This window comes from Ensifer sp. 1H6 (assembly GCF_001976035.1).
GTDB lineage: Bacteria > Pseudomonadota > Alphaproteobacteria > Rhizobiales > Rhizobiaceae > Ensifer > Ensifer canadensis.
This window is the reverse complement of the sequence record NZ_MOAI01000003.1, coordinates 218,480-240,304: the sequence shown is the minus strand read 5'-3', so window position 1 is coordinate 240,304 and position 21,825 is coordinate 218,480. Positions and strand designations below refer to the sequence as shown.

Genomic DNA, 21,825 nt, shown 5'->3' with positions numbered 1-21,825 from the left:
CGGACGTTAGGATCGCCACATGCACACGATTTCGCAGGAACAGGCCATCGATGTCATGCCGCTGGAAGGCGCGGAGCGGACCCGATTCTGGCGGGACCTCCGGTTCGATGGCATGGAATGCCTGACCGCGACTTTCATTACGCACGAATTTGCGCCGCACGCGCACGACACCTTCAGCATCGGCGCGATCGAGGCCGGCTCGCAGATCAGCAAGATCAGGGGCGAACGATCGCAAGCGGGGCCCGGCGACTTCTATCTCATCAATCCAGACGAGATCCATGACGGTCACCCAGGTGGTAGCGGTTACCGCTATCGCATGGTCTATCCGAGTACCGAATTGCTGGTGAACATTCTGGAAGATGTCACCGGGCGGCCGTTCAAGGGAACGCCGTCCTTTTCCAAGCGCATGCTGTGCGATCCGGATCTGGCCCACTCCTTCTATCACGCCCACAAGGCGCTGGAGCACGCGACTGGCGCGCTCGAAGCCGAGGAACGCATGTTCGGCGTGCTCGCCACCATGTTCGAGCGGCACGGCAGCACGATCATCGTGCCGGTCGAAACGAAGGAGCAGTCCGCGGTCCAGCGGGCGCGCGACTATCTGACCGAGAACTACGCGCAGGATATCGGCCTGGAGGAGCTGGCCAAGGTCGCGGGCCTCAGCCGGGCGCATCTGATCCGCGCCTTCCGGCGCCAGTTTCACATCACACCGCATGCCTTCCTGACTGACAAGCGCGTGCGGGCGGCAAAGACACTGCTGCGGCACGGCTGGTCGGCGGTCGATACCGCCTATCAGTGCGGGTTTGCCGATCAGGCGCATTTCAGCCGACACTTCAAGGCTCGAACCGGCGTCACGCCCGGCGCCTTCCGCGCCGGTTGATCACTTTCGTTCAATACGCCCCGCTCGGGCCGGTTTAGGTGTGCTCCGTTCGTTATCGATCGGGAGGCATGAACATTGAGCGACACGGGATTCGGTCCAGACTTTCGAGCCGGAGCCATGGCGATGGCGCCGCTCATCGTGGCGGTCATGCCGATTGGGCTCGTCTTCGGCGCAGTTGCCGCCGGCAAGGGGCTTTCGGGCGCGGAGGTGACATTGATGAGCGCGCTGGTTTTTGCCGGCGGCTCGCAATTCGTGGCCATGGACATCTGGACGCATCCGGCCTCTTGGGCGGCACTCGCTTTCTCCGCCTTGCTGGTCAATGTCAGGCACGTGCTGATGAGCGCGTCGCTCGGCGCCAAGCTCCAGGGGTTCTCAGGCCCGACGAAATACGCCTCGATGCTGCTGCTTGCCGACGAGATATGGGCAATGGCGGAGATGCGCGCGAAAGAGGGCAGGCTGACGCCCGCCTGGTTCGCGGGAATCGCCGTGCCGTTCTACTTCGTCTGGGTGACGACAAGCCTTGCCGGCGCGTTGCTGGGGGCCTTCCTTGGCGATCCGAAGGTGACGGGGCTCGACTTCGCCTTTCCCGCGGTTTTCATCGTGCTGGTGATGGGTTTCTGGAAAGGCCGTGAGACCGGGGTTGTGCTTGCCGCAAGCGCCGCTGCCGCGGTGCTGACGCATCAGTTTCTGCCGGGTGTCTGGTACATCGCCGCTGGTGCTGCTGCCGGGGTTGCGGTCGCGCTTCTTGCCGGCCGTAGCCAGGAGGTGCACGCATGACCGTCGATCCGAACACGCTTCTGGCCATCGTCGCCATGGCAATCGCAACCATTGCCACCCGCATCGGCGGCCTGGTGCTCATTCGGTTTGTGACGATCGGAGAAACGCAGAAGCGGGCCCTGGAGGCGATCCCGCCGGCCGTGTTGATGGCGGTGATCGCGCCGACGGTGCTGGTCACCGGGCCGGCGGAAACGATCGCTACGGTGGTAACGGCACTCGTCGCCATGCGGTTGCCGTTGCTCGCCGCTGTCGCGGCCGGCGTCGTGACCGTGGCGATCTTCAGAATGTTGCTGGGGGCGTAAAGACGCCCCCCGACTTTCTCAGTGTTCTTCGTATTGGGTGAAGGACGGATCGGCCAGATCGGTAAAGCGGGTGAATTCCGACTGGAAGGCGAGCTTGACGGTGCCGGTCGGTCCGTGACGCTGCTTGGCGATGATCACGTCGGCCGTGCCCTTCACCTGTTCCATCTTCATCTTCCACTCGTCGTACTTCGGATCGAATTCGTCGCGAGGCTCGAGGTTCTTCACGTAGTATTCCTCACGGAACACGAAGAGCACGACGTCGGCGTCCTGCTCGATCGAGCCCGATTCGCGAAGGTCGGAGAGCTGGGGGCGCTTGTCTTCGCGGCTTTCCACCTGACGGGAGAGCTGCGACAGCGCGATGATCGGCACGTTCAGCTCCTTGCCGAGTGCCTTCAGGCCGGTGGTGATCTGGGTGATTTCCTGCACGCGGTTGTCGCTCGATTTGCCCGAGCCGGTCATCAGCTGAATATAGTCGACGACCAGGCAATCGAGGCCGCGCTGGCGCTTGAGGCGGCGCGCACGGGCGGAGAGCTGGGCGATCGAGATACCACCGGTCTGGTCGATGAACAGCGGAACTTTCTGCATCATCTGCGAGCAGGCGACGAGCTTTTCGAAGTCGGCTTCGGAGATGTCGCCGCGGCGGATCTTCGAGGAGGAGACTTCGGTCTGCTCGGAGATGATACGCGTTGCCAGCTGTTCGGACGACATTTCGAGCGAGTAGAAGCCGACGACGCCGCCGTTCTTGGCCTTGAACGAACCGTCCGCCTGAACCTCCGGGTCGTAGGCGGCGGCAATGTTGTAGGCGATGTTGGTGGCAAGCGAGGTCTTGCCCATGCCGGGACGTCCCGCAAGTACGATCAAGTCCGAGCGCTGCAGGCCGCCCATGCGGGCGTCGAGCGACAGGATGCCCGTCGAAATACCCGACAGGCTGCCGTCGCGCTCGAACGCCGCGCCGGCCATGTCGATGGCAAGCGCGACCGCATCGTTGAAGGACTGGAAACCGCCGTCGTAGCGGCCGGTTTCGGCGAGCTCGAACAGGCGCCGTTCCGCGTCCTCGATCTGGCCCTGCGGCGGCATGTCGAGCGGTGCGTCAAAGGCGATATTGACCATGTCCTCGCCGATGGTGATCAGCGAACGGCGCAGCGCCAAATCGTAGATTGCGCGGCCGTAGTCTTCGGCGTTGATGATCGAGACGGCGCCGGCGGCAAGGCGGGCAAGATACTGCGCGACCGTCAGGTCGCCGACCTTTTCGTCGGCCTTGAGGAAGGTCTTGATCGTCACCGGGTTGGCGGTCTTGCCCATGCGGATGATGTCGCCGGCAACCTCGTAGATGCGGCGATGCAGGGGTTCGAACAGGTGGACCGGCTTCAGGAAGTCCGAGACGCGATAGAACGCATCATTGTTGACGAGGATCGCGCCGAGCAGCGCCTGTTCGGCTTCAAGGTTGTTCGGCGCCTCGCGGTAATGCTGGTCCGATTGGTCCTTGCCGATAGGGGCGAGCTTTCGCGCTGCGTCGTTCATGGTCGTTCGTCTCTGCCTCTTCTGGTGTGCACCCGGTTTGCTGTCTGCGTCTCTGCGGGTCAAGTGCAGCAGTGCCACAGTCGCAGACCATGTGGCGCGGCCCATCGCATTTGCCCGTTGTTCGACTGATCCACAGGCCGACATCACGAAAGTGCAAAAAATAAAGTCCGCATGAAGAACGACGTTGACGCCGCGAATCGCTGCAATCGGCGACTGCGCCAATTCTAGCGCCGTTTGCCCCCTCTCAAAACGCCGTCTTGAAAATTGCCTTGGGATGGATTAAATAGGAGCAGAATAATTAGCATGCTACTAATATGGAAAAGGTACTATGTATCAGCCCATCGTCAATCGCGAACTGTTCGACGCCTTGTCGATGGTCAATCGTAAGCTGCGGGCTGTCTTCGATGCCAGGGTGAAGGAGCGTGGCCTGACCCTGGCTCGGGCGAGGGCGCTGTTTGCGCTAACCAAGAAGGATGGCTTGAACCAGCGCGAACTGGCCGACGAACTGGATATCGAGACGCCGACGATCGTGCGCCTGCTGGACGGAATGGAAAAGCAGGGTTTCATCGAGCGCAGGGTCGAGGTGTCGGATCGCAGGGCCAAGCAGATCCACATGACCGAACTTGGGCGCACCATCGCCGACGAGATCCTGAAGCTTGCCGACGAGATCCGGGCAGAAGTGCTGCAGGGCGTCGGTGAAGACGAGGTCGCGGCGGTGCTGAAGGTCGTGCGCACCATCGCCGATAACGTTCAATCGCTGGCGAAGGAATGACATCGATGAGTGCCGCCGCAAGGCCCGCAGCAAACGACAACAGGACAGCCCTTGGCGACGACGAGGCGGAGGCGCCCTCTGGCGAGCCAGCACAACAGCAAGTCACGGCCACCGCAACGATGCCCGTGCCACGGCCGATGAGCGTTGCCAGGTCCGCGACCTACGTCGTCTGCTCGGCGCTACTGTTCCTCACCCAGGGCCTCGGCATGAATCTGGCGCTCGCCAATCTTACCCAGCTGCAGGGATCACTTTCCGCCACCTCGATCGAGGCCGCCTGGCTTTCGGCAGCCTACATGGCGCCGAATGTCTCTCTCTCGATCGCGCTCGTCAAAATCCGGGCGCAATACGGACTGCGCCGGTTCGCAGAAATCGGCATTGTCGGCTTTGTTATCGTTTCGCTGATGAACGTCTTTGTTTCCGATCTGCAGTCGGCGATCGTCGTTCGCTTCATCAGTGGCATCGCGGCGGCCCCCATGTCGACGCTCGGTTTCCTCTATATGCTGGAGGCCTTCCTGCCGGCGCGCAAGCTGACGGTCGGTCTTGCCCTGGCGCTGACCTGCACGACCATTTCGGCACCGATCACCCGGCTGATCTCGCCGAAGCTGATCGAATACGGCCAATGGCATGGGCTCTATACGCTCGAGATGGCCCTGGCGCTGATGGCGCTGCCGATCATCTACCTGCTGCCGCTGACGCCGGTGCCGCACGCCAAAGTGATCCAGCGCACCGATATTCTGAGCTACCTGCTGGTGGCTGTCGGCTTCGGCTGTATCGCCATCGTGCTGACCATGGGGCGGCTCTACTGGTGGTTCGAAGCGCCGTGGCTGGGTGTGCTCCTGGCTGTGGCGATCGTGGCGCTGACCAGCGTGGTGCTGATCGAACTCAATCGTGAACTGCCGTTGATCGACGTTCGCTGGCTCGCCTCCAGGGAGATCCTGCATTTTACCGCGGTGCTGCTGGTCTTTCGCCTTGTCGCCTCGGAGCAGTCGGCGATCGCGGCAAACTTCTATCAGCTGCTCGGATTGCAGTTCGAGCAGGTCGCGACGCTTTATTGGGTCATTCTCGGCGCATCGATCGCCGGCGGCCTTTTGTGCGCCGCACTAATGAATCCTGACCACGCCGAGTTCGTGCATGTTCTGGCGCTGAGCCTGCTGGCTGGCGGTGCCTATATCGACAGCCAGGCGACCAATCTGACACGACCCGAGCAGATGTATATCAGCCAGGCCATGATCGCCGCCGGAACCGCTCTGTTCCTGCCGCCGGCCATGGCCAGCGGCTTCAAGGCGGCGCTGATGAAGGGGCCGAGCTACATTCTCAGCTTCATCGTCATCTTCCTGTTCACCCAAAGCATCGGTGGCCTGATCGGCACCGCGACCTTCGGAAGCTTCGTCACCCTGCGGGAGAAGTTCCATTCCAATGTGCTGGCCGAGCAGATCGTGATGTCGAACCCGCTCATCGCCCAGCGCCTCAGCCAGCTGGCCGCAAGCTATGGCCGGGTGATCGGCGACAGGACCTTGCTGAACGGCGAGGGCGTGGCGTTGTTGGGGCAGCAGGTTACCCGCGAGGCCAACATTCTCGCCTACAACGATGCCTTTCTGCTGGCGTGCGGCATTGCCCTTTGCGCGTTGGCCGGTCTGCTGGTGCATATCCTTTACAAGCGGATCGCGGCGCGCCTTGCGCCTCCCGCACCCGCCTTCTCTTCTTGACGAACAGAGTTGACGACCATGCTGAAATCCTTGCGCTCACCCACCACGATCATCGTCTTGCTCGCCGGCCTCTCGGGCCTCGCCCTGGTTCTCTATGCCTGGCGACTGCCGCCGTTCCCCAGTTCCGTCGAGATGACGGAGAACGCCTATGTCAGGGGTTACCTGACGGTCATGAGCCCGCAACTGTCAGGTTATGTCGCCGAGGTGCCGGTGCACGACTACGAGGAGGTCAAGGCCGGGCAATTGCTCGTCAGGATCGACGACCGGATCTACGCCCAGAAACTGGCCCAGTCAGAGGCGACACTTGCCGCCCAGAAGGCATCGCATGCCAATTCGCGTCAGCAGGAACTGTCGGCCAAGGCCGGTATTGCTGCCAGCGCAGCACAGCTGGACAGCGCGAAGGCTGCGTTCAACAGAGCGAGCGCATCTTGGGACCGAATCCGGCCGTTGGCGGAGAAGGGCATCTCGACACGCAGCGAAGCCGATCAATCGCGCGCAGCGTTCGAACAGGCACAGGCCGCCGTCAACCAGGCCGAAGCGGGGCTGGAGGTTTCGCGCCAAGCACTGGCCACCACGCTTGGCGCCCGTGCCGGTCTGCAGGCTGCCGTTGCCGGCGCCGAGGCCGCCGTCGAACTGGCCCGGATCGATCTGGAAAACACCCGGATCGTCGCTCCCCGTGACGGAAAGCTCGGCGAGATCGGTGCGCGCCTCGGCCAATATGTCACCGCCGGCTCGCAATTGCTCGCCGTCGTGCCGCATGATGTTTGGGTGCTTGCGAATTTCAAGGAAACGCAGCTCGACGGCATGAAGGCCGGCCAGCCGGTGACCATTTCGGTCGATGCGCTGCAAAGGAACACGCTGACCGGGCACATCGAGCGCTTTGCGCCTGCCGCCGGCTCCGAGTTCAGCATCATCCGCCCGGACAACGCCACCGGCAATTTTACCAAGGTCGCCCAGCGCGTGGGCGTCCGGATCGCCGTCGATCCCGGCCAGCCGCTTGCCGATCTCTTGTCGCCCGGCCTGTCGGTCGTCGTACGTGTGGACAAGGATGCAGCACCTGTGGCCGAGCTTGCCCACAGCTGAAGTCAAGCCGACAGCAAAGAAAAAGCCCGGGTCCAAGGATCCGGGCTTTCGCATTCAGAATGGCCTGTAAGGCTTATTCTTCTTCGCCTTCGAATTCGGCTTCCGGGTTGAAGAAGTCTTCCGGCTTCAGGGCATCTTCGTCAACGCCGTAGATGGCGTCGGCCGAGGTCAGGCTTTCGCCCTTTGACTGGCGCTCAGCTTCTTCAGCCGAACGGGCAACGTTGACTTCAACCGCGATTTCGACTTCCGAATGCAGGTGCAGCGTGACGTTGTGCAGGCCGATCGACTTGATCGGGTGGTTCAGGTCGACCTGGTTGCGGCCGATGTTGAAGCCTTCTGCAGCCAGCACTTCGATGACGTCGCGAGCGGCAACCGAACCGTAGAGCTGGCCGGTTTCGCCAGCGGAACGGACGATGATGAAGGACTTGCCGTCGAGGTTCTCGGCAACCTTCTGGGCTTCCGACTTGCGCTCGAGGTTACGGGCTTCGAGCGTCGAACGCTCGGATTCGAAACGGGCCTTGTTAGCAGCGTTGGCGCGCAGTGCCTTGCCGAGTGGCAGCAGGTAGTTGCGTGCGAAGCCGTCGCGAACCTTTACGGTTTCGCCCATCTGGCCGAGCTTTGCGATACGTTCGAGAAGAATGACTTGCATGTTCGTTTCCTTTCAGAGTTCAGTTTTCGTTGGTCAGTTTTTTTCCACCGGGGTGACTGCGATGGTGCGTCGCGTATCGGTCAGGCCCGTGAGGAGGAAGAAGATTGCCGGGATCGTGAACACGAGCACCGACAGGTATGCGATCCACAGCACGGGAAGCCGCCAGGACTTGCCGCGCGTGCGGAAATGGAAGGATGCGAAGCCGGCGAGCAGGAAGCCTGCACCGAAGGTTCCGCAGACCAGCGCGCCGATCGTGGCAGGCGCGCCACCCAAGAAGGTCAGGACAAGGCCGCCGAGAAAGATGAAGATCGCATTGCGGTGCATGCGCAGCGTCGACGGAATGTCTTCGCGGGGGCGCAGCGACCGGCCCGACATCTGCACGATGCGGGTGGCGACATAATAGGCGGAAAACAGCATCACCACCCAGACGGCGCCCTGGATGAGCGGCAGCGCCAGCGTGAAGATCGACTTGATCTGGGAGATCGCCGCAGCATCGGGGTTGTAGAGCGGTTCCTGCGCCTTCACCGCCTGAATGACGATGTCGACCATACGGTCGGACACATCAGAATCATATCCGACGATGAAGCCGACGATGATCATGCCCGCGGTCACCAGGCCGGCGAGGTGGCTGAGAATGTCGGAAAGCGGGTACCAGGCAAGCGCGCCATCAGGTCCGCCGAGCTCAGTGGCCGGGCGCGCCAGATTGGCGAGATGGCTGAGCCAGCCGGCCGGAATGAGCGTCACGACGAGAATCAGCAGCGCGAAATAGGGCGAGACCAGAGCGGCGGCAGTAGCGCCGGCGCTGACGATGGCCGTGATGGCGGCCGCATTGCCCCAGCCAAGACCGGCAATGAGAATGGGAAGCGCCGAAGCGGCATAAAGAACGATCGCAAGCGACGACTGCGTATTCGCGCCCATCGACAGAAGGGCAGCGGTAAAGCCGGCGAGAACGCCGGTCAGCAGCGATGTCTTGTTCAACTTGTTCACGTTCGCTGTCCTGCTTCGTGCAGTTAGGGGATGGCCAAAGGCTCAACCCCAACATGGGATTTCCGAGTGTTTCCACACGGGTTCCGATCCGCGCCCAACGCGGAAGGAGAGGGCAAGGCGATCACCCAAGGGGAGCGCCTTGCCCTAGAGTCGGTTTCCGTTGAGTCAGGCGACCAACGGAACGTCAGCCGTTCTTACGAAACGACGTAGGGCAGCAGGCCGAGGAAGCGGGCGCGCTTGATCGCCTGGGCGAGTTCGCGCTGCTTCTTCTGGGAAACGGCCGTGATGCGGGAAGGAACGATCTTGCCGCGCTCGGAAATGTAGCGCTGCAGAAGACGGATGTCCTTGTAGTCGATCCGCGGAGCGTTTGCGCCCGAGAAGGGGCAGGTCTTGCGGCGACGGTGGAACGGGCGGCGAACCGGAGCGGAAGAAACTTCAGCCATTGTCTTTAATCTCCTAAAGCTTCTTGATTAAGCGCGGTCTTCGCGCGGACGACGCGGGCGGTCTTCGCGGTCGCCACGGTCCGGACGCGGACCACGGTCACCGAAGCCACGCTCCGGACGGTCGCCATCGCGGCGCGGACGGTCGTCGCGGTCGCGCTTCTGCATCATGGCAGACGGGCCTTCTTCGTGCTTCTCGACGGCAATCGTCATGTAGCGCAGGACGTCTTCGTTGATGCGCATCTGGCGCTCGATTTCATGAACGGCCGCTGCCGGAGCATCGATGTCCATGAGAACGTAGTGAGCCTTGCGGTTCTTCTTGATGCGGTAGGTGAGGGACTTGAGGCCCCAGTTCTCGACGCGACCGACCTTGCCGCCGTTTGCTTCGAGCACGCCCTTGTACTGCTCGACGAGACCGTCGACCTGCTGCGGCGTGATGTCCTGGCGGGCCAGGAATACGTGTTCATAAAGAGCCATTGTGGCTTACCTTTCTTGCGTTAATCAGCCCGGACATCGGCGGCTAAGCCTCAACGACTGTTCTTATTGGCTGACAGGCAGCCGGCAAGAAAGTGTTGTATCGAGACGGTCGAGAGCGGAGACACGGGAGGCCGGAAAGACTTGCAATCCTAACGGCTCCCCTCGAGGAAGCCGGCCCTCCGTTCAGCCACCAGCCAGAAGACCGGGCATTTCGAACAGCGCGCTTATACGCATATTTCATCGAAAGGCAAGGCTTGCGCGGTCTTTTCGCCACGCTTTGCCCTTTAAGCGGCTCCCTTGAGCTTCTTCCACTGGCGCAAACGACCTCGCGCATTGGCATAGGGCGAGGACGTGTTGAACTGGATCATCCGGCCGAGCGGCCATTTGCCGTACCACGCCTGTCCGTAGAGGGTCTGATCGTCACGCGCCTCGATCAGTGCGACCAATGCGTCCTTGCTGGCCGCGAGGCGAGACAGGAGTTCCGAAGGCGGGAGCGCTCGGTAGTCGCCGTAGAATTTCTGCGCGAGACGACCGAGCTCGTTCCACTTGTACCCCGTTTCCGGAAAGTCGACCGGCAGACCTTGCTCGTCCCATTCGATCCATTTGACCACCAGTTCGCCCCAACCGGTGAGGTAGGCGACGAGGTCGCCGACGCTCATCATCGTGCCCTTGGCGTGTCCATCGAGCGATGGTTCGGCGAATCCCGCCGGCGGAATGCCATCGAGTTCGCGCTCGAGCTTGGCGAATTCGGTCTCGATGGCGTTCAGCAATTCCGCTTTCGTCTGGGGCACGGCCATCTGCTGTTTCGCGCTCAGATCGGCATCGGATAGAGCCGGTGCAGGCGACGAATGCCGTTCATGACATCCTGCGACAGCGTCATTCCGGCAGCGCCGAGATCCGTCTTCAACTGATCCATCGAGGTTGCGCCGATGATGACGGACGCCATGAACGGGCGGGCGAGGCAGAAGGCGATCGCCAGTTGCGACGGGTCGATCCCGTGTTCGCGGGCAAGCGCCACGTAGCCGGCGACGGCCGGTTCCTGGTGTGGCGTGAAGCGACCGCCGAGATCGCCGTTGATCGCAAGGCGCGACCCAGTCGGCCTGGCGCCGTCAAGATACTTGCCGGTCAACAGGCCGGCGGCGAGCGGCGAATAGGCGAGCAGCCCGACGTCCTCGTGGTGTGAGAGTTCGGCAAGGTCGAGGTCGTAGGCCCTATAGAGAAGATTGTATTCGTTCTGGATCGAGGCAACGCGCGGCAGCCCGTGCCGCTCCGCCATGTCGATCAGCTTCATCGTGCCCCAGGCGGTGTCGTTGGACAGGCCGATCGCGCGTACCTTGCCTGCCTTCACCACGTCGCCGAGCTTTTCGAGGATAGCCTTCAGGTCGGCGGCCACATGGGCCTTGTTCTGCTTGGCGGGCTCATAAGACCAGGCGTTGCGGAAATGGTAGTGGCCGCGGTTCGGCCAGTGGATCTGGTAGAGATCGATGTATTCGGTCTTCAGCCGCTTGAGGCTGGCGTCGACCGCCTCGCCGATGCCCTCAGGGGTGATCGGGCCGCCGTTGCGGATGTAGGGGCGGCCGGAGCCAGCGACCTTGGTGGCGACAACGACGTCGTCACGGCGGCCGCGCTTGCCCAGCCACTCGCCGATGATGCGCTCGGTATTGCCGTAGGTTTTGGCGGAAAGCGGGGTCGTCGGGTAGAGTTCGGCGGTGTCGATGAAGTTCACGCCTTTGTCGAACGCATAGTCGAGTTGTTCGTGCGCCTCAGCCTCGGAATTCTGAGAGCCCCAGGTCATTGTGCCCAGGCAGATTTCGGAAACCTTGATGCCGGTCCGGCCAAGCGTGTTGTAACGCATGCAGTGATGGTCCTTGTGAAAGGCGAGCCTCGACCCGGGAGGAAAGGGGTGCCCGCGGCAGAATTGGGTGAAGGCCGCAAGCCCAGGGGACGGTCGATCGGGCAGGGCGGCGATGCGCGGCAAACTTACGCCTTGATTGGCGAAGATCAAGGGCAAAAGGCCGGCTGAAGCCCGCAAAGCCGGGCCCGCGCGCTTGACTCGCCGGTCAGGAATGTGAATGGAGAGGAAAACCAGGGAAGGGACAATCCCATGAGTATTGCATTCACGTTTCCGGGCCAGGGCAGCCAGGCTGTCGGCATGGGCAAGGATCTGGCGGACGCGTTTCCGGAAGCAGCGGCAGTGTTTGCCGAGGTCGACGACGCGCTCGGCGAAAAACTCTCCGAGATCATGTGGAACGGCCCCGAGGAAACGCTGACGCTGACGGCGAACGCCCAGCCGGCGCTGATGGCGGTATCGATGGCGGTGATCCGTGTGCTCGAAGCCAAAGGCCTCGATCTGAAGAGCAAAGTCTCGTTCGTGGCCGGACATTCGCTCGGCGAATATTCGGCGCTCTGTGCCGCCGGAACCTTCTCGATCGCCGACACCGCGCGCCTGCTGCGCATCCGTGGCAACGCCATGCAGGCGGCCGTGCCCGTTGGCAAGGGCGCGATGGCGGCCATCATCGGTCTTGAGCATGCGGACGTCGACGCGATCTGCCGCGAAGCTTCTGCTCTCGGCTCCTGCCAGATCGCCAACGACAATGGCGGCGGTCAGCTGGTGATCTCCGGCGAGAAGGCGGCCGTCGAAAAGGCTGCGGCACTTGCATCCGAAAAAGGCGCCAAGCGCGCGCTGATGCTGCCGGTCTCTGCGCCCTTCCATTCGAGCCTGATGGCGCCTGCCGCCGAGGCAATGCGTGAAGCGCTTGCCAAGGTCGAAAAGCACAATCCGTCCGTGCCCGTTATCGCCAACGTCCTGGCCGCTCCCGTCAGCAACGCCGAAGAGATTGCGCGCCTTCTCGTCGAGCAGGTCACCGGCCAGGTTCGCTGGCGCGAGACGGTGGAATGGTTCGCCGCCAACAACGTCACGACGCTTTATGAAGTGGGCTCCGGCAAGGTTCTTACCGGGCTTGCCCGCCGGATCGACAAGTCAGTCACCGGTATTACTGTCAACACGCCTGCCGATATCGACACCGCGCTCTCGGCGCTTCTGGCCTGAGTGCTCCAGTTATAAGGAATCAATCCGATGTTCGATCTTTCCGGCCGTAAGGCTCTTGTAACCGGTGCATCCGGTGGTATCGGCGAAGAAATCGCCCGCATGCTGCACGCTCAGGGCGCAATCGTCGGCCTTCACGGCACGCGCGTCGAAAAGCTCGAGGCGCTTGCCAACGAACTCGGCGAGCGTGTCCAGCTGTTCCCGGCCAATCTTTCCGATCGCGCCGAAGTCAAGGCGCTCGGCGAAAAGGCCGAGGCTGAACTGGGCGGCGTCGACATTCTCGTCAACAATGCCGGCATCACCAAGGACGGCCTTTTTGTTCGTATGAGCGACGACGACTGGGACAATGTTCTGGAGGTCAACCTGACCGCCGTGTTCCGCCTGACCCGCGAGCTGACCCATCCGATGATGCGCCGCCGCTTCGGCCGTATCGTCAACATCACGTCGATCGTCGGCGTCACCGGCAATCCCGGCCAGGCCAACTACTGCGCCTCGAAGGCCGGCATGATCGGCTTTTCGAAGTCGCTCGCCCAGGAAATCGCCACCCGCAATGTCACGGTCAACTGCGTTGCGCCCGGCTTCATCGAGAGCGCCATGACCGGCAAGCTGAACGACAAGCAGAAGGAAGGCATCATGGGAGCGATCCCGATGAGGCGCATGGGCACCGGTGCCGAGATTGCATCTGCCGTCGTTTATCTCGCTTCGAACGAGGCAGGCTATGTCACCGGCCAGACCATACACGTCAACGGCGGCATGGCAATGATCTGACGAGGTGTCCGGGGCCTGCATGCCACGCACGCGAAACGGGCGTGATCTTGGCCTGCAATGCTCCGGCACACCACCGGCCAAATGCCTGAAATTCAATGTTGAGCAAGCGATTGTCAGGCATTTTCGCACTTTGCGGCAGACTTAAACCGTGTTAATCGGGCCATGACTGTTAGCAGTCGACCGGCCCCGCCAGGTGTCCGGCAGCCTTGGCTGCCTTGGGTTTGCCGCGGTTCTGGTTGGATGGATTGCCCGTTGGACCGTCTTGGTCTATCAGGCTTATTGAGAGTACCGGTGCCAGAAAGGCGCCCAGAGAAACGAAGGTCGAGGAACTCCGACATGAGCGATATCGCAGAACGCGTAAAGAAAATTGTTATTGATCATCTTGGCGTCGACGCCGAAAAGGTCAGCGAAGGCGCAAGCTTTATCGATGACCTCGGCGCGGACTCGCTCGACACCGTCGAACTGGTCATGGCATTCGAAGAAGAATTCGGCGTCGAAATCCCGGATGATGCCGCGGATTCGATCCTGACTGTCGGCGACGCCGTCAAGTTCATCGAAAAAGCTCAGGCCTGATCTTTTGCGATCAAGCCATTGGCGGGCCGCGTTCAGCGGCCCGTAATCAGCCCAGGGGAAGTGGGCTGTCTCGCGCTGGGCGCGGGTTTTCGATCAGCAAAGCGGTCCCGCATTTCCCTCTGATCGTTGCTACAAGAACTTAAAATGGATGCACGGATCGGGTTCGTCACGCGTGGTCCGATCCGGCTCTGAAATTGAACAGTCAGGGTGGGTCGCGGACTATGAGACGTGTCGTTATCACCGGTACCGGCATGGTATCTCCCTTGGGTTGCGGAACCGAGGCAACTTGGGCGCGCCTGATCGCGGGCGACAATGCTGCGCGCAAGGTCACGGAATTCGAAGTCGAAGATCTGCCCGCGAAGATCGCGTGCCGCATTCCGTTCGGCGATGGCTCGAACAACACCTTCAATGCCGACGACTGGATGGAGCCGAAGGAGCAACGCAAGGTTGACCCCTTCATCGTCTATGCGATGGCCGCTGCCGACATGGCGCTGGCCGATGCCGGCTGGAAGCCCGAAAACGACGAAGACCAGATTGCAACCGGCGTCCTGATCGGTTCGGGCATCGGCGGTCTCGAAGGCATTGTCGAAGGCGGCTATACGCTGCGCGACAAGGGGCCTCGGCGCATTTCGCCCTTCTTCATTCCCGGCCGTCTGATCAACCTTGCCTCGGGTCAGGTCTCGATCCGCCACAAGCTGCGTGGTCCCAATCACTCTGTGGTCACCGCCTGTTCGACCGGCGCCCACGCCATCGGCGACGCAGGCCGCCTGATCGCGCTCGGCGATGCCGACGTCATGGTTGCCGGTGGCGCCGAATCGCCGATCTGCCGTATCTCTTTGGCCGGCTTTGCCGCCTGCAAGGCGCTATCCACGCAGCACAATGATGATCCGCAGAAGGCATCGCGTCCCTATGATGTCGACCGCGACGGCTTCGTCATGGGCGAGGGTGCCGGCATTGTGATCCTTGAAGAGCTGGAACACGCCAAGGCGCGCGGCGCCAAGATCTATGCTGAAGTCGCCGGCTACGGTCTCTCTGGCGATGCTTACCACATTACCGCGCCGTCCGAGGATGGCGACGGTGCCTACCGCTGCATGCAGATGGCGCTGAAGCGCGCCGGCCTGACGGCGGCAGACGTCGACTACATCAACGCCCATGGCACATCGACGATGGCCGACACGATCGAGCTTGGCGCCGTCGAGCGGCTGGTCGGCGAGCATGCCTCGAAGATCTCCATGTCGTCGACCAAATCGGCGATCGGCCACCTGCTGGGCGCCGCCGGCGCTGTGGAAGCGATCTTCTCGGCGCTGGCGATTCGCGACGGCGTCGCACCGCCGACGCTGAACCTCGACAATCCCTCCGTCGAGACCAAGATCGATCTCGTACCGCATGTTGCGCGCCAGCGCGAAATCAACGTCGCGCTGTCGAATTCCTTCGGCTTCGGCGGCACGAACGCTTCGCTGGTTCTGCGCCGCTACACCGGCGTTTGATATTGCCGAATTATCAACGGGGCGATGCATGTCACTGGCCCGTTGATCCTGCTTTTGCCGCATTGCTCGCTACAAGCATGTAGCAGGAGGACGTGTCGGCCCTTTTCAGGGATTGGCGCTGCCTGACGGCTATGTTCGCGCAAGGCACATCTGACAGTTTGTTGTATCGCTATTGCCGGGCGCATGCTGGCTGTCTTCGAGCGAAAACGCCGTTGACCGGCGGGTGCGCCGAGACCATTTATTCCACTGCCAATCCAAGGGGATGGCTGCGGCTCAAACGTTTTGTTTTATACCTGCCACGGTCCAGGCCGAAATTCGCACCGCGGCAGCTAGAATGAGGATGCGAATTTCGGGTTCGGGACAATCGTGAGCGACTCAAACGAGAACGGCGCGGCGCAATTCGGCCGCAGCGACACCGGGAACAACGGGCCGATCATTCCGAAATCGGCCAGCGAAGCCTTGCGCCCCGAGAAGGCGCCGCAGCCGCCTACGAAGCGTTCGCGCAAGGCGCGCAGCCAGGTCGTGATCTTCCTGAATTTCGTCATGACCGTTATCGTCTTCGTCGCGCTCGCAGCGGCCGGTACCGTCTATTATGCGATGCATCAGTACGAAAAAGCAGGCCCGCTCGAAGCCAACAAGAACTTCATCGTCAGAAGCGGCGCCGGTATCAGCGAGATCGCCAGCGGCCTCGAGCGTGGCAACATCATCACCGATGGCCGCGTCTTCCGGTTCGTCTCGGAGGCTTACCTGGACAACGACACACTGAAGGCCGGCGAGTACGAGATCAAGGCTGGATCATCGATGCAGGAGATCATGCAGCTCCTGAAATCCGGCAAGTCCATTCTCTATTCCGTGTCGCTGCCGGAAGGTCTGACCGTCAAGCAGATGTTCCATCGCTTGTCCGATGACGAAGTCCTCGTCGGCGACCTGCCGCAGGAGCTGCCTGCCGAAGGTTCGCTGAAGCCTGACACCTACAAGTTTACGCGCGGCACCAAGCGCGTCGAAATCGTCCAGCAGATGGCGGCTGCCCAGAAGGCGCTTGTCGACCAGATCTGGGAAAAGCGCGATCCGAACCTCCCGGTCTCGACTGTCGAGGAGTTCGTGACGCTTGCGTCGATCGTGGAGAAGGAAACCGGACGCGCCGACGAGCGCCCGCGTGTTGCCTCGGTCTTCATCAACCGGCTCGACAAGGGCATGCGCCTTCAGTCCGATCCGACGATCATCTACGGCATTTTCGGCGGTGACGGGAAACCGGCGGACCGGCCGATCCTGAAGTCGGACCTCGATAAGGATACGCCCTACAATACCTATATCATCAAGGGCCTGCCGCCGACGGCGATCGCCAACCCGGGCCGCGCCGCACTTGAAGCCGTTGCCAATCCGTCGCGCACACCGGAACTCTACTTCGTGGCCGACGGCACGGGCGGCCACGTCTTTGCCGTGACATTGGATGAACACAACGCCAATGTTCGCCGCTGGCGCAAGGTCGAAGCCGAAAAGGCAGCCGAAGCGGCAAAGGCCGCCCAGGACGCGGCAACGACGGCACAGCCTCAGTAACAACGGCCTGCATTGTGGACGGACTTGTCACGGCGCGGATATCCCTTGCGGGATACCGCGCCGTCGCCTTATTGCTTTTCCAGAAAATGCCACGGAGGTGAGGATGCCGCTCCAATCGATGACCGGCTTTGCCCGGAGAGAAGGCAGCAGCGGCCGGCATCGCTGGGCCTGGGAATTGCGCTCCGTCAACGGCAAGGGCCTCGATGTCAGGCTTCGCCTGCCGCAGGGACTTGAGCGGTTCGAGCCGGATGTGCGCCGGCTCACTGCAGAATTTTTCTCAAGAGGCAATCTGCAGATCAGCCTGTCCGTCAGTGGAGCGGAGAGCGCTGTCGAAGCGGTGGTGAACCAGGCGGCGCTGACGGCTGTCCTGACCTTGCGCGAACAGCTCGGAGACCTCGTCGATCCCGCACCGCTCAAGTTCGACACGCTGCTGGCGATCCGAGGCATTGTCGACTTCCGTGAGCCCGAGGAGAGTGAAGCGCAACGCGCGTCCCTCGACGACGATATCATGACGGGCCTCAAGCTTGCTCTCAGCGATCTGCGCAGCATGCGCGCCGAAGAGGGCGGGGCGCTCTGTCAGATCCTGCTGGCGCAGGTCGGCAGCATCGAAGCACTGACGGCAACAGTCGAGAATGATCCCTCGCGCAGCCCGGGGGCAATTGCCGAAAGGCTGGCGCAGCAGGTGGCGCTGGTGATGGGCAGCGGCTCTTCGCTCGATCGCGACCGGCTGCATGCCGAAGTGGCACTGCTTGCGACCAAGGCCGATTTGAGAGAGGAGCTGGACAGGCTTGGCTCTCATATTGTCGCTGCCCGCGACCTCTTGTCGAAAGGCGGGCCGGTCGGCCGCAAGCTTGATTTCCTGGCACAGGAATTTAACCGCGAATCGAATACGATCTGTTCCAAATCGAATGCGGCAGTGGTCTCCGCCGCCGGCATCGAGTTGAAAGTGGTGATCGATCAGTTCCGCGAACAGGTTCAAAATCTGGAGTAACGCATGAAACCGGCGACCCCTTCGCCCATCAAGATCGCCCGCCGCGGGCTGATGCTGGTCATTTCCTCACCCTCGGGTGCGGGAAAGTCGACGATCGCGCGCAATCTGCTGGAAGCCGATCCCGATATGAGCATTTCGGTAAGCGTGACCACGCGTCAGCGCCGTCCGAGCGAAATTGATGGACGGCACTATCACTTCAAGTCTATCCGCGAGTTCGAAGCATTGCGGGCGACCGACTCGCTGCTGGAATGGGCTGAGGTTCACGGCAATTTCTACGGCACACCGCGCGACGCCGTCGAAGCGGCGATGGCTGCAGGCCGCGACATGCTTTTCGATATCGACTGGCAGGGCGCACAGCAGCTTCAGGAGAAGATGGCCGGCGACGTCATCTCGATCTTCATCCTGCCGCCGTCGATGGCCGAGCTGCAATCGCGGCTGCATCGTCGCGCCGAGGACAGCGAGGAAGTGATCGCCACGCGTCTGGCCAATTCACGTGCAGAAATCGAGCACTGGCGCGAGTACGACTATATCGTTCTCAACGACGATCTCGACCGCGCCTTCTCGGCGGTACGCGCCATCGTCGAGGCCGAGCGCCTGCGCCGAGATCGCCGCCCGGGCCTGTTCGAATTCGTCAATGGACTTCTGACGGAAAACCCGTTCTGACCGGAGGCATGGCCGGCAATGCCGGCCATCCGTAGATATTGCTATCGCGGGTACGTTTGCCGCTCCCGCAAAGCCGCAGCGCCCTTTCGGGCGACATGCGCTAGAGCGTTTCCGGTTTAAGCGGAGTCGCAGAAACGCTCTATCTCCTTGTTTTTATGCATTTCCTGACGGAAAACCGCTTCGCACTTTTCCTGGAAATGCTCTAGAGGCAGTTTGCCAGCCGACAGAATTCTTCCACGGAGAGCGTTTCGGCGCGCCGCTGTGGATTGATGTCGGCTTTTGCCAGCAGCGTTTCGCCACCAAGCGGCTTCAGGCTCTGGCGGAGCATCTTGCGGCGCTGGCCGAAGGCGGCGTGCGTCACTTTCTCCAAAGACGACACCGCGCAGGGGATCGGATTGGCGACCGGCTCCAGATGCACGACCGAGGATGTCACCTTGGGCGGGGGCGTGAAGGCCTGCGGCGGCACGTCGAAGGCCATGCGGGCGTTCGTTCGCCAGCCACACAGAACCCCCAGACGCCCGTAATGATCGTCGTCAGCGTCGGCCACGATCCTCAAGCCTACCTCGCGCTGAAACATCAGTGTCAGCGACTGCCAGAAGGGCGGCCATGTCTTTGGCAGCAGCCAATTGACCAGAAGCTGCGTGCCGACATTATAGGGCAGGTTGGCGATGATCTTGACCGGGCCACCACCGGTGATCTCCTCAAAGTCAATCTTGAGCGCGTCACCCTCGATGACATCGAGACGGTTCGGATAGTGGCCGGAGATTTCGGCAAGCGCCGGCAGGCAGCGCGCGTCCCTTTCGATCGCCACTACCTTCTTTGCGCCAAGTGCTAGGATTGCTCGCGTCAGGCCGCCCGGGCCTGGGCCGACTTCGATGACTGTCACGTCCTCGAGCGGGCCGGCCGTCCGGGCAATCTTCTGTGTGAGATTGAGATCGAGCAGGAAGTTCTGCCCGAGCGCCTTCTTGGCGTCGAGGCCATGGCGTTGGATGACATCCCGAAGCGGCGGGAGCCCGTCGAGAGCGGCCATCAGACGATAACTCCTGCGGTATTGTTGGAAAGTTCTGCCGCGAGCTTCAAGGCTGCGAGCAGGCTGTCGTCCCTGGCAATGCCCTTTCCGGCGAGGCTGAAGGCGGTGCCATGATCGGGCGACGTGCGGATGAAGGGGAGGCCGAGCGTGACATTGACGCTATCGTCGAAACCAAGTGCCTTGGCGGGGATGAGCGCCTGGTCGTGATACATGCAGATCGCCACGTCATAGGTCGCACGCGCGCGGTCGTGAAACATCGTATCGGCGGGCAGAGGCCCGGTTGCATCGATGCCTTCGGCGCGCAGCCGTTCGACGACCGGACGGATAATGGCATCGTCTTCGGCGCCCAGCGCTCCACCTTCGCCGGCGTGGGGATTGAGCCCGGCGAGTGCCAGCTTCGGCCTGTCGAGGCCGAAGCGCGTGCGAAGATCCGCCGCGGTAATGGTGCAGGTTCGATAGATCAGATCTGCCGTGAGCTGGGCGGGCACGTCTTTCAGCGGGATGTGGATGGTCACCGGCACGGCACGAAGCTTGGGGCCGGCCAACATCATCACCGGCAACAGGGGCTCGCCGGTGGCCTTCTCCGCGAGATCAGCAAGGTATTCGGTATGGCCGGGGAAGCGGAAGCCGGCTTCGTAGAGCACGGCCTTGGCGATCGGGTTCGTGACGACGGCTGAAGCCTCGCCATCCATGACCAGCTGTACCGCTGTGTCAATCGACCCCGTTACGGCCGGAGCGTTGGCAGAATCGGCCTCGCCAGCAATGACGGGAGAAGGGCAGCGCACCGGCAGAACGGGCAAGGCGTCGGCAAAAATGGAGACGGCATCCCGGCAATCGGTCTCGCGGATCGCAACCGTATGCCCGAGCAATGCTGCCCGCGCCGCGAGAACTGTGGGGTCACCGATGAAAAGGAATGGCGGGGTCGCGCGTTCACGGCGGCCAAGCCAGGTGGTCAGGCTAAGGTCGAGTCCGATCCCGGCAGGATCGCCCATGGTCAGGGCAAGGGGCCCGCCGGTCGTGTCACGCATTTTTGCCCGCTGATCTTACTTGTTGACGATCTGCGCCTTCTTGCGCAGTTCTTCGAGGTACTTTTCGCTGTTCGGGTCTTCACCGCCGGCCTTCTTCTTGCCGATGTCCTCGGCGCGGAAGACGATTTCGGCTGCGGTGTCGTCATTGACCTGGCGCTTCTTGCAGATCGCCAGGAATTCGACGCCCTTTTCGGTCACGCGTGTTCCCGTCGTGTTGCCGTCGCCGGCCTTCTCGACGAGCGGCTTCCACTCGTCCGGCAACTGCTGGACAAGCATGCGGCCGAGATCGCGGATAGAAACGTCACGGTAGTTTGCCGCGAAAACCTTGGCGGTATCGCATCCCGGGAACTGACCACGCGCTGCGTTGGCTTCCGCCTGACGCTTGCCGGTGATGGCGCCGCGCTTCTTCTCCGGAATGACGAAGATGACCTGCTTGAGATAGTATTCCGTTGTGACCGGCTTGGTGCCTCCGCCTTCCATCATGCGCTTGACGAGATCAGCGCCTTGCAGGCGACTTGAGTTGCCGAAACGGAAGTTGACGGCGCGAGGCCAGCTCATCTGCACCGCGATGAACTGCTTGAAATGGTCGGAACCAACGCCGGCTTGATCGAGAATCTTGCCGAGCTGCTCCGGCGAGAGCTTGTTGCCGGCTGCAAAGCGCGCATAGGCCGCGTCCACGTCCTGCGTACTGACCGACTGGCCGATCCGCGCGATCTCGCCACGCTTAAGCACCTCGTCGACGAGCTGCTTCTTGGCTTCTTCTGCGCCACCAGCCTGGCGTTGCAGGCGAAGGAAGGCGACGCGCTTGGCAACGTCGCCGGAGGTGATCACGGTGTTGTTGACCGTTACCGTCACCTGGCTTGCAGCTTGCGCGCTGGCGCAAACGGCAATGCTCAGGCTGCCGGCCAAAGCCAGTGCCGAAAGCGTCCTCAAGATCGACATTTTCCCGCCCATCATCTTTTCCTGTCCTTCGCGCGGGCGAAGCCTGGTGCTTCGATCCGCAGCCCGGCTCACGCCGTTGTTCTATCTTGTCGGAGGGAATGCATAATACATGCGGCCAAACGATGACAAGACCGTTTGGCCGGCCCGAC

Annotated in this window: 23 protein-coding genes; 13 read left to right on the top strand and 10 right to left on the bottom strand. The window is 62.0% G+C overall.

The annotated features are described in order from the left end of the window. The first annotated feature begins 19 nt into the window (after positions 1-19). From BKP54_RS05635 to BKP54_RS05625, 3 genes are all read left to right on the top strand, one after another. Complete coding sequence (locus BKP54_RS05635; RefSeq protein ID WP_025426439.1) at positions 20-877, top strand: AraC family transcriptional regulator; 858 nt, start codon at positions 20-22, stop codon at positions 875-877. Positions 878-1,000: 123 nt separating this feature from the next. Further along, positions 1,001-1,654 carry an AzlC family ABC transporter permease gene (locus BKP54_RS05630; RefSeq protein ID WP_051509157.1) on the top strand — a complete coding sequence of 218 codons (654 nt, stop codon included), beginning with the start codon at positions 1,001-1,003 and terminating at the stop codon, positions 1,652-1,654. Beyond that, a complete protein-coding gene (locus tag BKP54_RS05625) occupies positions 1,651-1,956 on the top strand; it encodes an AzlD domain-containing protein (RefSeq protein WP_057226531.1) in 306 nt (101 codons plus the stop codon). Before BKP54_RS05630 ends, BKP54_RS05625 begins: the two co-directional genes overlap by 4 nt. An 18-nt stretch (positions 1,957-1,974) precedes the next feature. On the opposite strand, the gene BKP54_RS05620 is transcribed toward BKP54_RS05625, so the two are convergent. Continuing rightward, positions 1,975-3,477 carry a replicative DNA helicase gene (locus BKP54_RS05620; protein WP_025426442.1) on the bottom strand — a complete coding sequence of 501 codons (1,503 nt, stop codon included), beginning with the start codon at positions 3,475-3,477 and terminating at the stop codon, positions 1,975-1,977. A 328-nt stretch (positions 3,478-3,805) separates the two neighbouring features. On the opposite strand from BKP54_RS05620, the gene BKP54_RS05615 reads away from it, so the two are divergent. The 3 genes from BKP54_RS05615 to BKP54_RS05605 all read left to right on the top strand — a co-directional run bounded on the left by BKP54_RS05615 (position 3,806) and on the right by BKP54_RS05605 (position 7,038). Continuing rightward, on the top strand, positions 3,806-4,249 hold the full coding sequence (locus BKP54_RS05615; RefSeq protein WP_025426443.1) for a MarR family transcriptional regulator: 444 nt from the start codon (positions 3,806-3,808) through the stop codon (positions 4,247-4,249). Between the two features lie 137 nt (positions 4,250-4,386). After that, on the top strand, positions 4,387-5,955 hold the full coding sequence (locus BKP54_RS05610) for an MFS transporter (protein ID WP_234907722.1): 1,569 nt from the start codon (positions 4,387-4,389) through the stop codon (positions 5,953-5,955). An 18-nt stretch (positions 5,956-5,973) separates the two neighbouring features. Continuing rightward, positions 5,974-7,038 (top strand): HlyD family secretion protein, encoded by a 1,065-nt coding sequence (locus BKP54_RS05605; RefSeq protein ID WP_025426445.1) that lies wholly within the window; start codon positions 5,974-5,976, stop codon positions 7,036-7,038. A 73-nt stretch (positions 7,039-7,111) separates the two neighbouring features. Here BKP54_RS05605 and rplI read toward each other — a convergent pair whose 3' ends face one another. The 6 genes from rplI to BKP54_RS05575 all read right to left on the bottom strand — a co-directional run bounded on the left by rplI (position 7,112) and on the right by BKP54_RS05575 (position 11,446). Beyond that, on the bottom strand, positions 7,112-7,687 hold the full coding sequence (rplI, locus tag BKP54_RS05600) for a 50S ribosomal protein L9 (protein WP_025426446.1): 576 nt from the start codon (positions 7,685-7,687) through the stop codon (positions 7,112-7,114). Positions 7,688-7,720: 33 nt separating this feature from the next. Next, the gene (locus tag BKP54_RS05595) at positions 7,721-8,674 is read right to left on the bottom strand and encodes a membrane protein (protein ID WP_025426447.1); all 954 of its coding nucleotides are present in this window, start codon (positions 8,672-8,674) and stop codon (positions 7,721-7,723) included. 194 nt (positions 8,675-8,868) lie between these two features. Continuing rightward, a complete protein-coding gene (gene rpsR / locus BKP54_RS05590; RefSeq protein ID WP_025426448.1) occupies positions 8,869-9,117 on the bottom strand; it encodes a 30S ribosomal protein S18 in 249 nt (82 codons plus the stop codon). A 27-nt stretch (positions 9,118-9,144) separates the two neighbouring features. Beyond that, entirely contained in the window at positions 9,145-9,591 is a 447-nt protein-coding gene (rpsF, locus tag BKP54_RS05585; RefSeq protein ID WP_025426449.1) for a 30S ribosomal protein S6, read from the bottom strand. Positions 9,592-9,875: 284 nt separating this feature from the next. Then, positions 9,876-10,388: a ClbS/DfsB family four-helix bundle protein gene (locus BKP54_RS05580; protein WP_025426450.1), complete on the bottom strand. Its 513-nt coding sequence runs from the start codon at positions 10,386-10,388 to the stop codon at positions 9,876-9,878. A gap of 14 nt (positions 10,389-10,402) precedes the next feature. Then, complete coding sequence (locus BKP54_RS05575; protein ID WP_057211451.1) at positions 10,403-11,446, bottom strand: aldo/keto reductase; 1,044 nt, start codon at positions 11,444-11,446, stop codon at positions 10,403-10,405. Positions 11,447-11,695: 249 nt separating this feature from the next. On the opposite strand from BKP54_RS05575, the gene fabD reads away from it, so the two are divergent. The 7 genes from fabD (at position 11,696) to gmk (ending at position 18,676) form a co-directional block, all read left to right on the top strand. Further along, entirely contained in the window at positions 11,696-12,640 is a 945-nt protein-coding gene (fabD, locus tag BKP54_RS05570; protein WP_025426452.1) for an ACP S-malonyltransferase, read from the top strand. A 27-nt stretch (positions 12,641-12,667) separates the two neighbouring features. Then, entirely contained in the window at positions 12,668-13,405 is a 738-nt protein-coding gene (fabG, locus tag BKP54_RS05565; protein ID WP_057211450.1) for a 3-oxoacyl-[acyl-carrier-protein] reductase, read from the top strand. A gap of 336 nt (positions 13,406-13,741) precedes the next feature. Beyond that, positions 13,742-13,978 (top strand): acyl carrier protein, encoded by a 237-nt coding sequence (locus BKP54_RS05560; RefSeq protein WP_003531676.1) that lies wholly within the window; start codon positions 13,742-13,744, stop codon positions 13,976-13,978. A 221-nt stretch (positions 13,979-14,199) separates the two neighbouring features. Continuing rightward, positions 14,200-15,465, top strand: a complete 1,266-nt coding sequence (gene fabF, locus BKP54_RS05555) for a beta-ketoacyl-ACP synthase II (protein ID WP_025426454.1) — start codon at positions 14,200-14,202, stop codon at positions 15,463-15,465. A 366-nt stretch (positions 15,466-15,831) separates the two neighbouring features. After that, positions 15,832-17,022, top strand: coding sequence for an endolytic transglycosylase MltG (gene mltG / locus BKP54_RS05550; RefSeq protein WP_025426455.1), 1,191 nt, complete (start codon positions 15,832-15,834; stop codon positions 17,020-17,022). Positions 17,023-17,125: 103 nt separating this feature from the next. Next, on the top strand, positions 17,126-18,013 hold the full coding sequence (locus BKP54_RS05545; RefSeq protein ID WP_025426456.1) for a YicC/YloC family endoribonuclease: 888 nt from the start codon (positions 17,126-17,128) through the stop codon (positions 18,011-18,013). A 3-nt stretch (positions 18,014-18,016) separates the two neighbouring features. Beyond that, positions 18,017-18,676 (top strand): guanylate kinase, encoded by a 660-nt coding sequence (gene gmk, locus BKP54_RS05540; protein WP_084814307.1) that lies wholly within the window; start codon positions 18,017-18,019, stop codon positions 18,674-18,676. 202 nt (positions 18,677-18,878) lie between these two features. Here gmk and rsmA read toward each other — a convergent pair whose 3' ends face one another. The 3 genes from rsmA to BKP54_RS05525 are packed head-to-tail and all read right to left on the bottom strand — an operon-like array spanning position 18,879 to position 21,691. Further along, on the bottom strand, positions 18,879-19,706 hold the full coding sequence (rsmA, locus tag BKP54_RS05535; protein ID WP_025426458.1) for a 16S rRNA (adenine(1518)-N(6)/adenine(1519)-N(6))-dimethyltransferase RsmA: 828 nt from the start codon (positions 19,704-19,706) through the stop codon (positions 18,879-18,881). Further along, entirely contained in the window at positions 19,706-20,734 is a 1,029-nt protein-coding gene (gene pdxA / locus BKP54_RS05530; RefSeq protein ID WP_025426459.1) for a 4-hydroxythreonine-4-phosphate dehydrogenase PdxA, read from the bottom strand. Before pdxA ends, rsmA begins: the two co-directional genes overlap by 1 nt. 15 nt (positions 20,735-20,749) lie before the next feature. After that, the gene (locus BKP54_RS05525; protein WP_025426460.1) at positions 20,750-21,691 is read right to left on the bottom strand and encodes a peptidylprolyl isomerase; all 942 of its coding nucleotides are present in this window, start codon (positions 21,689-21,691) and stop codon (positions 20,750-20,752) included. Positions 21,692-21,825 lie beyond the last annotated feature (134 nt).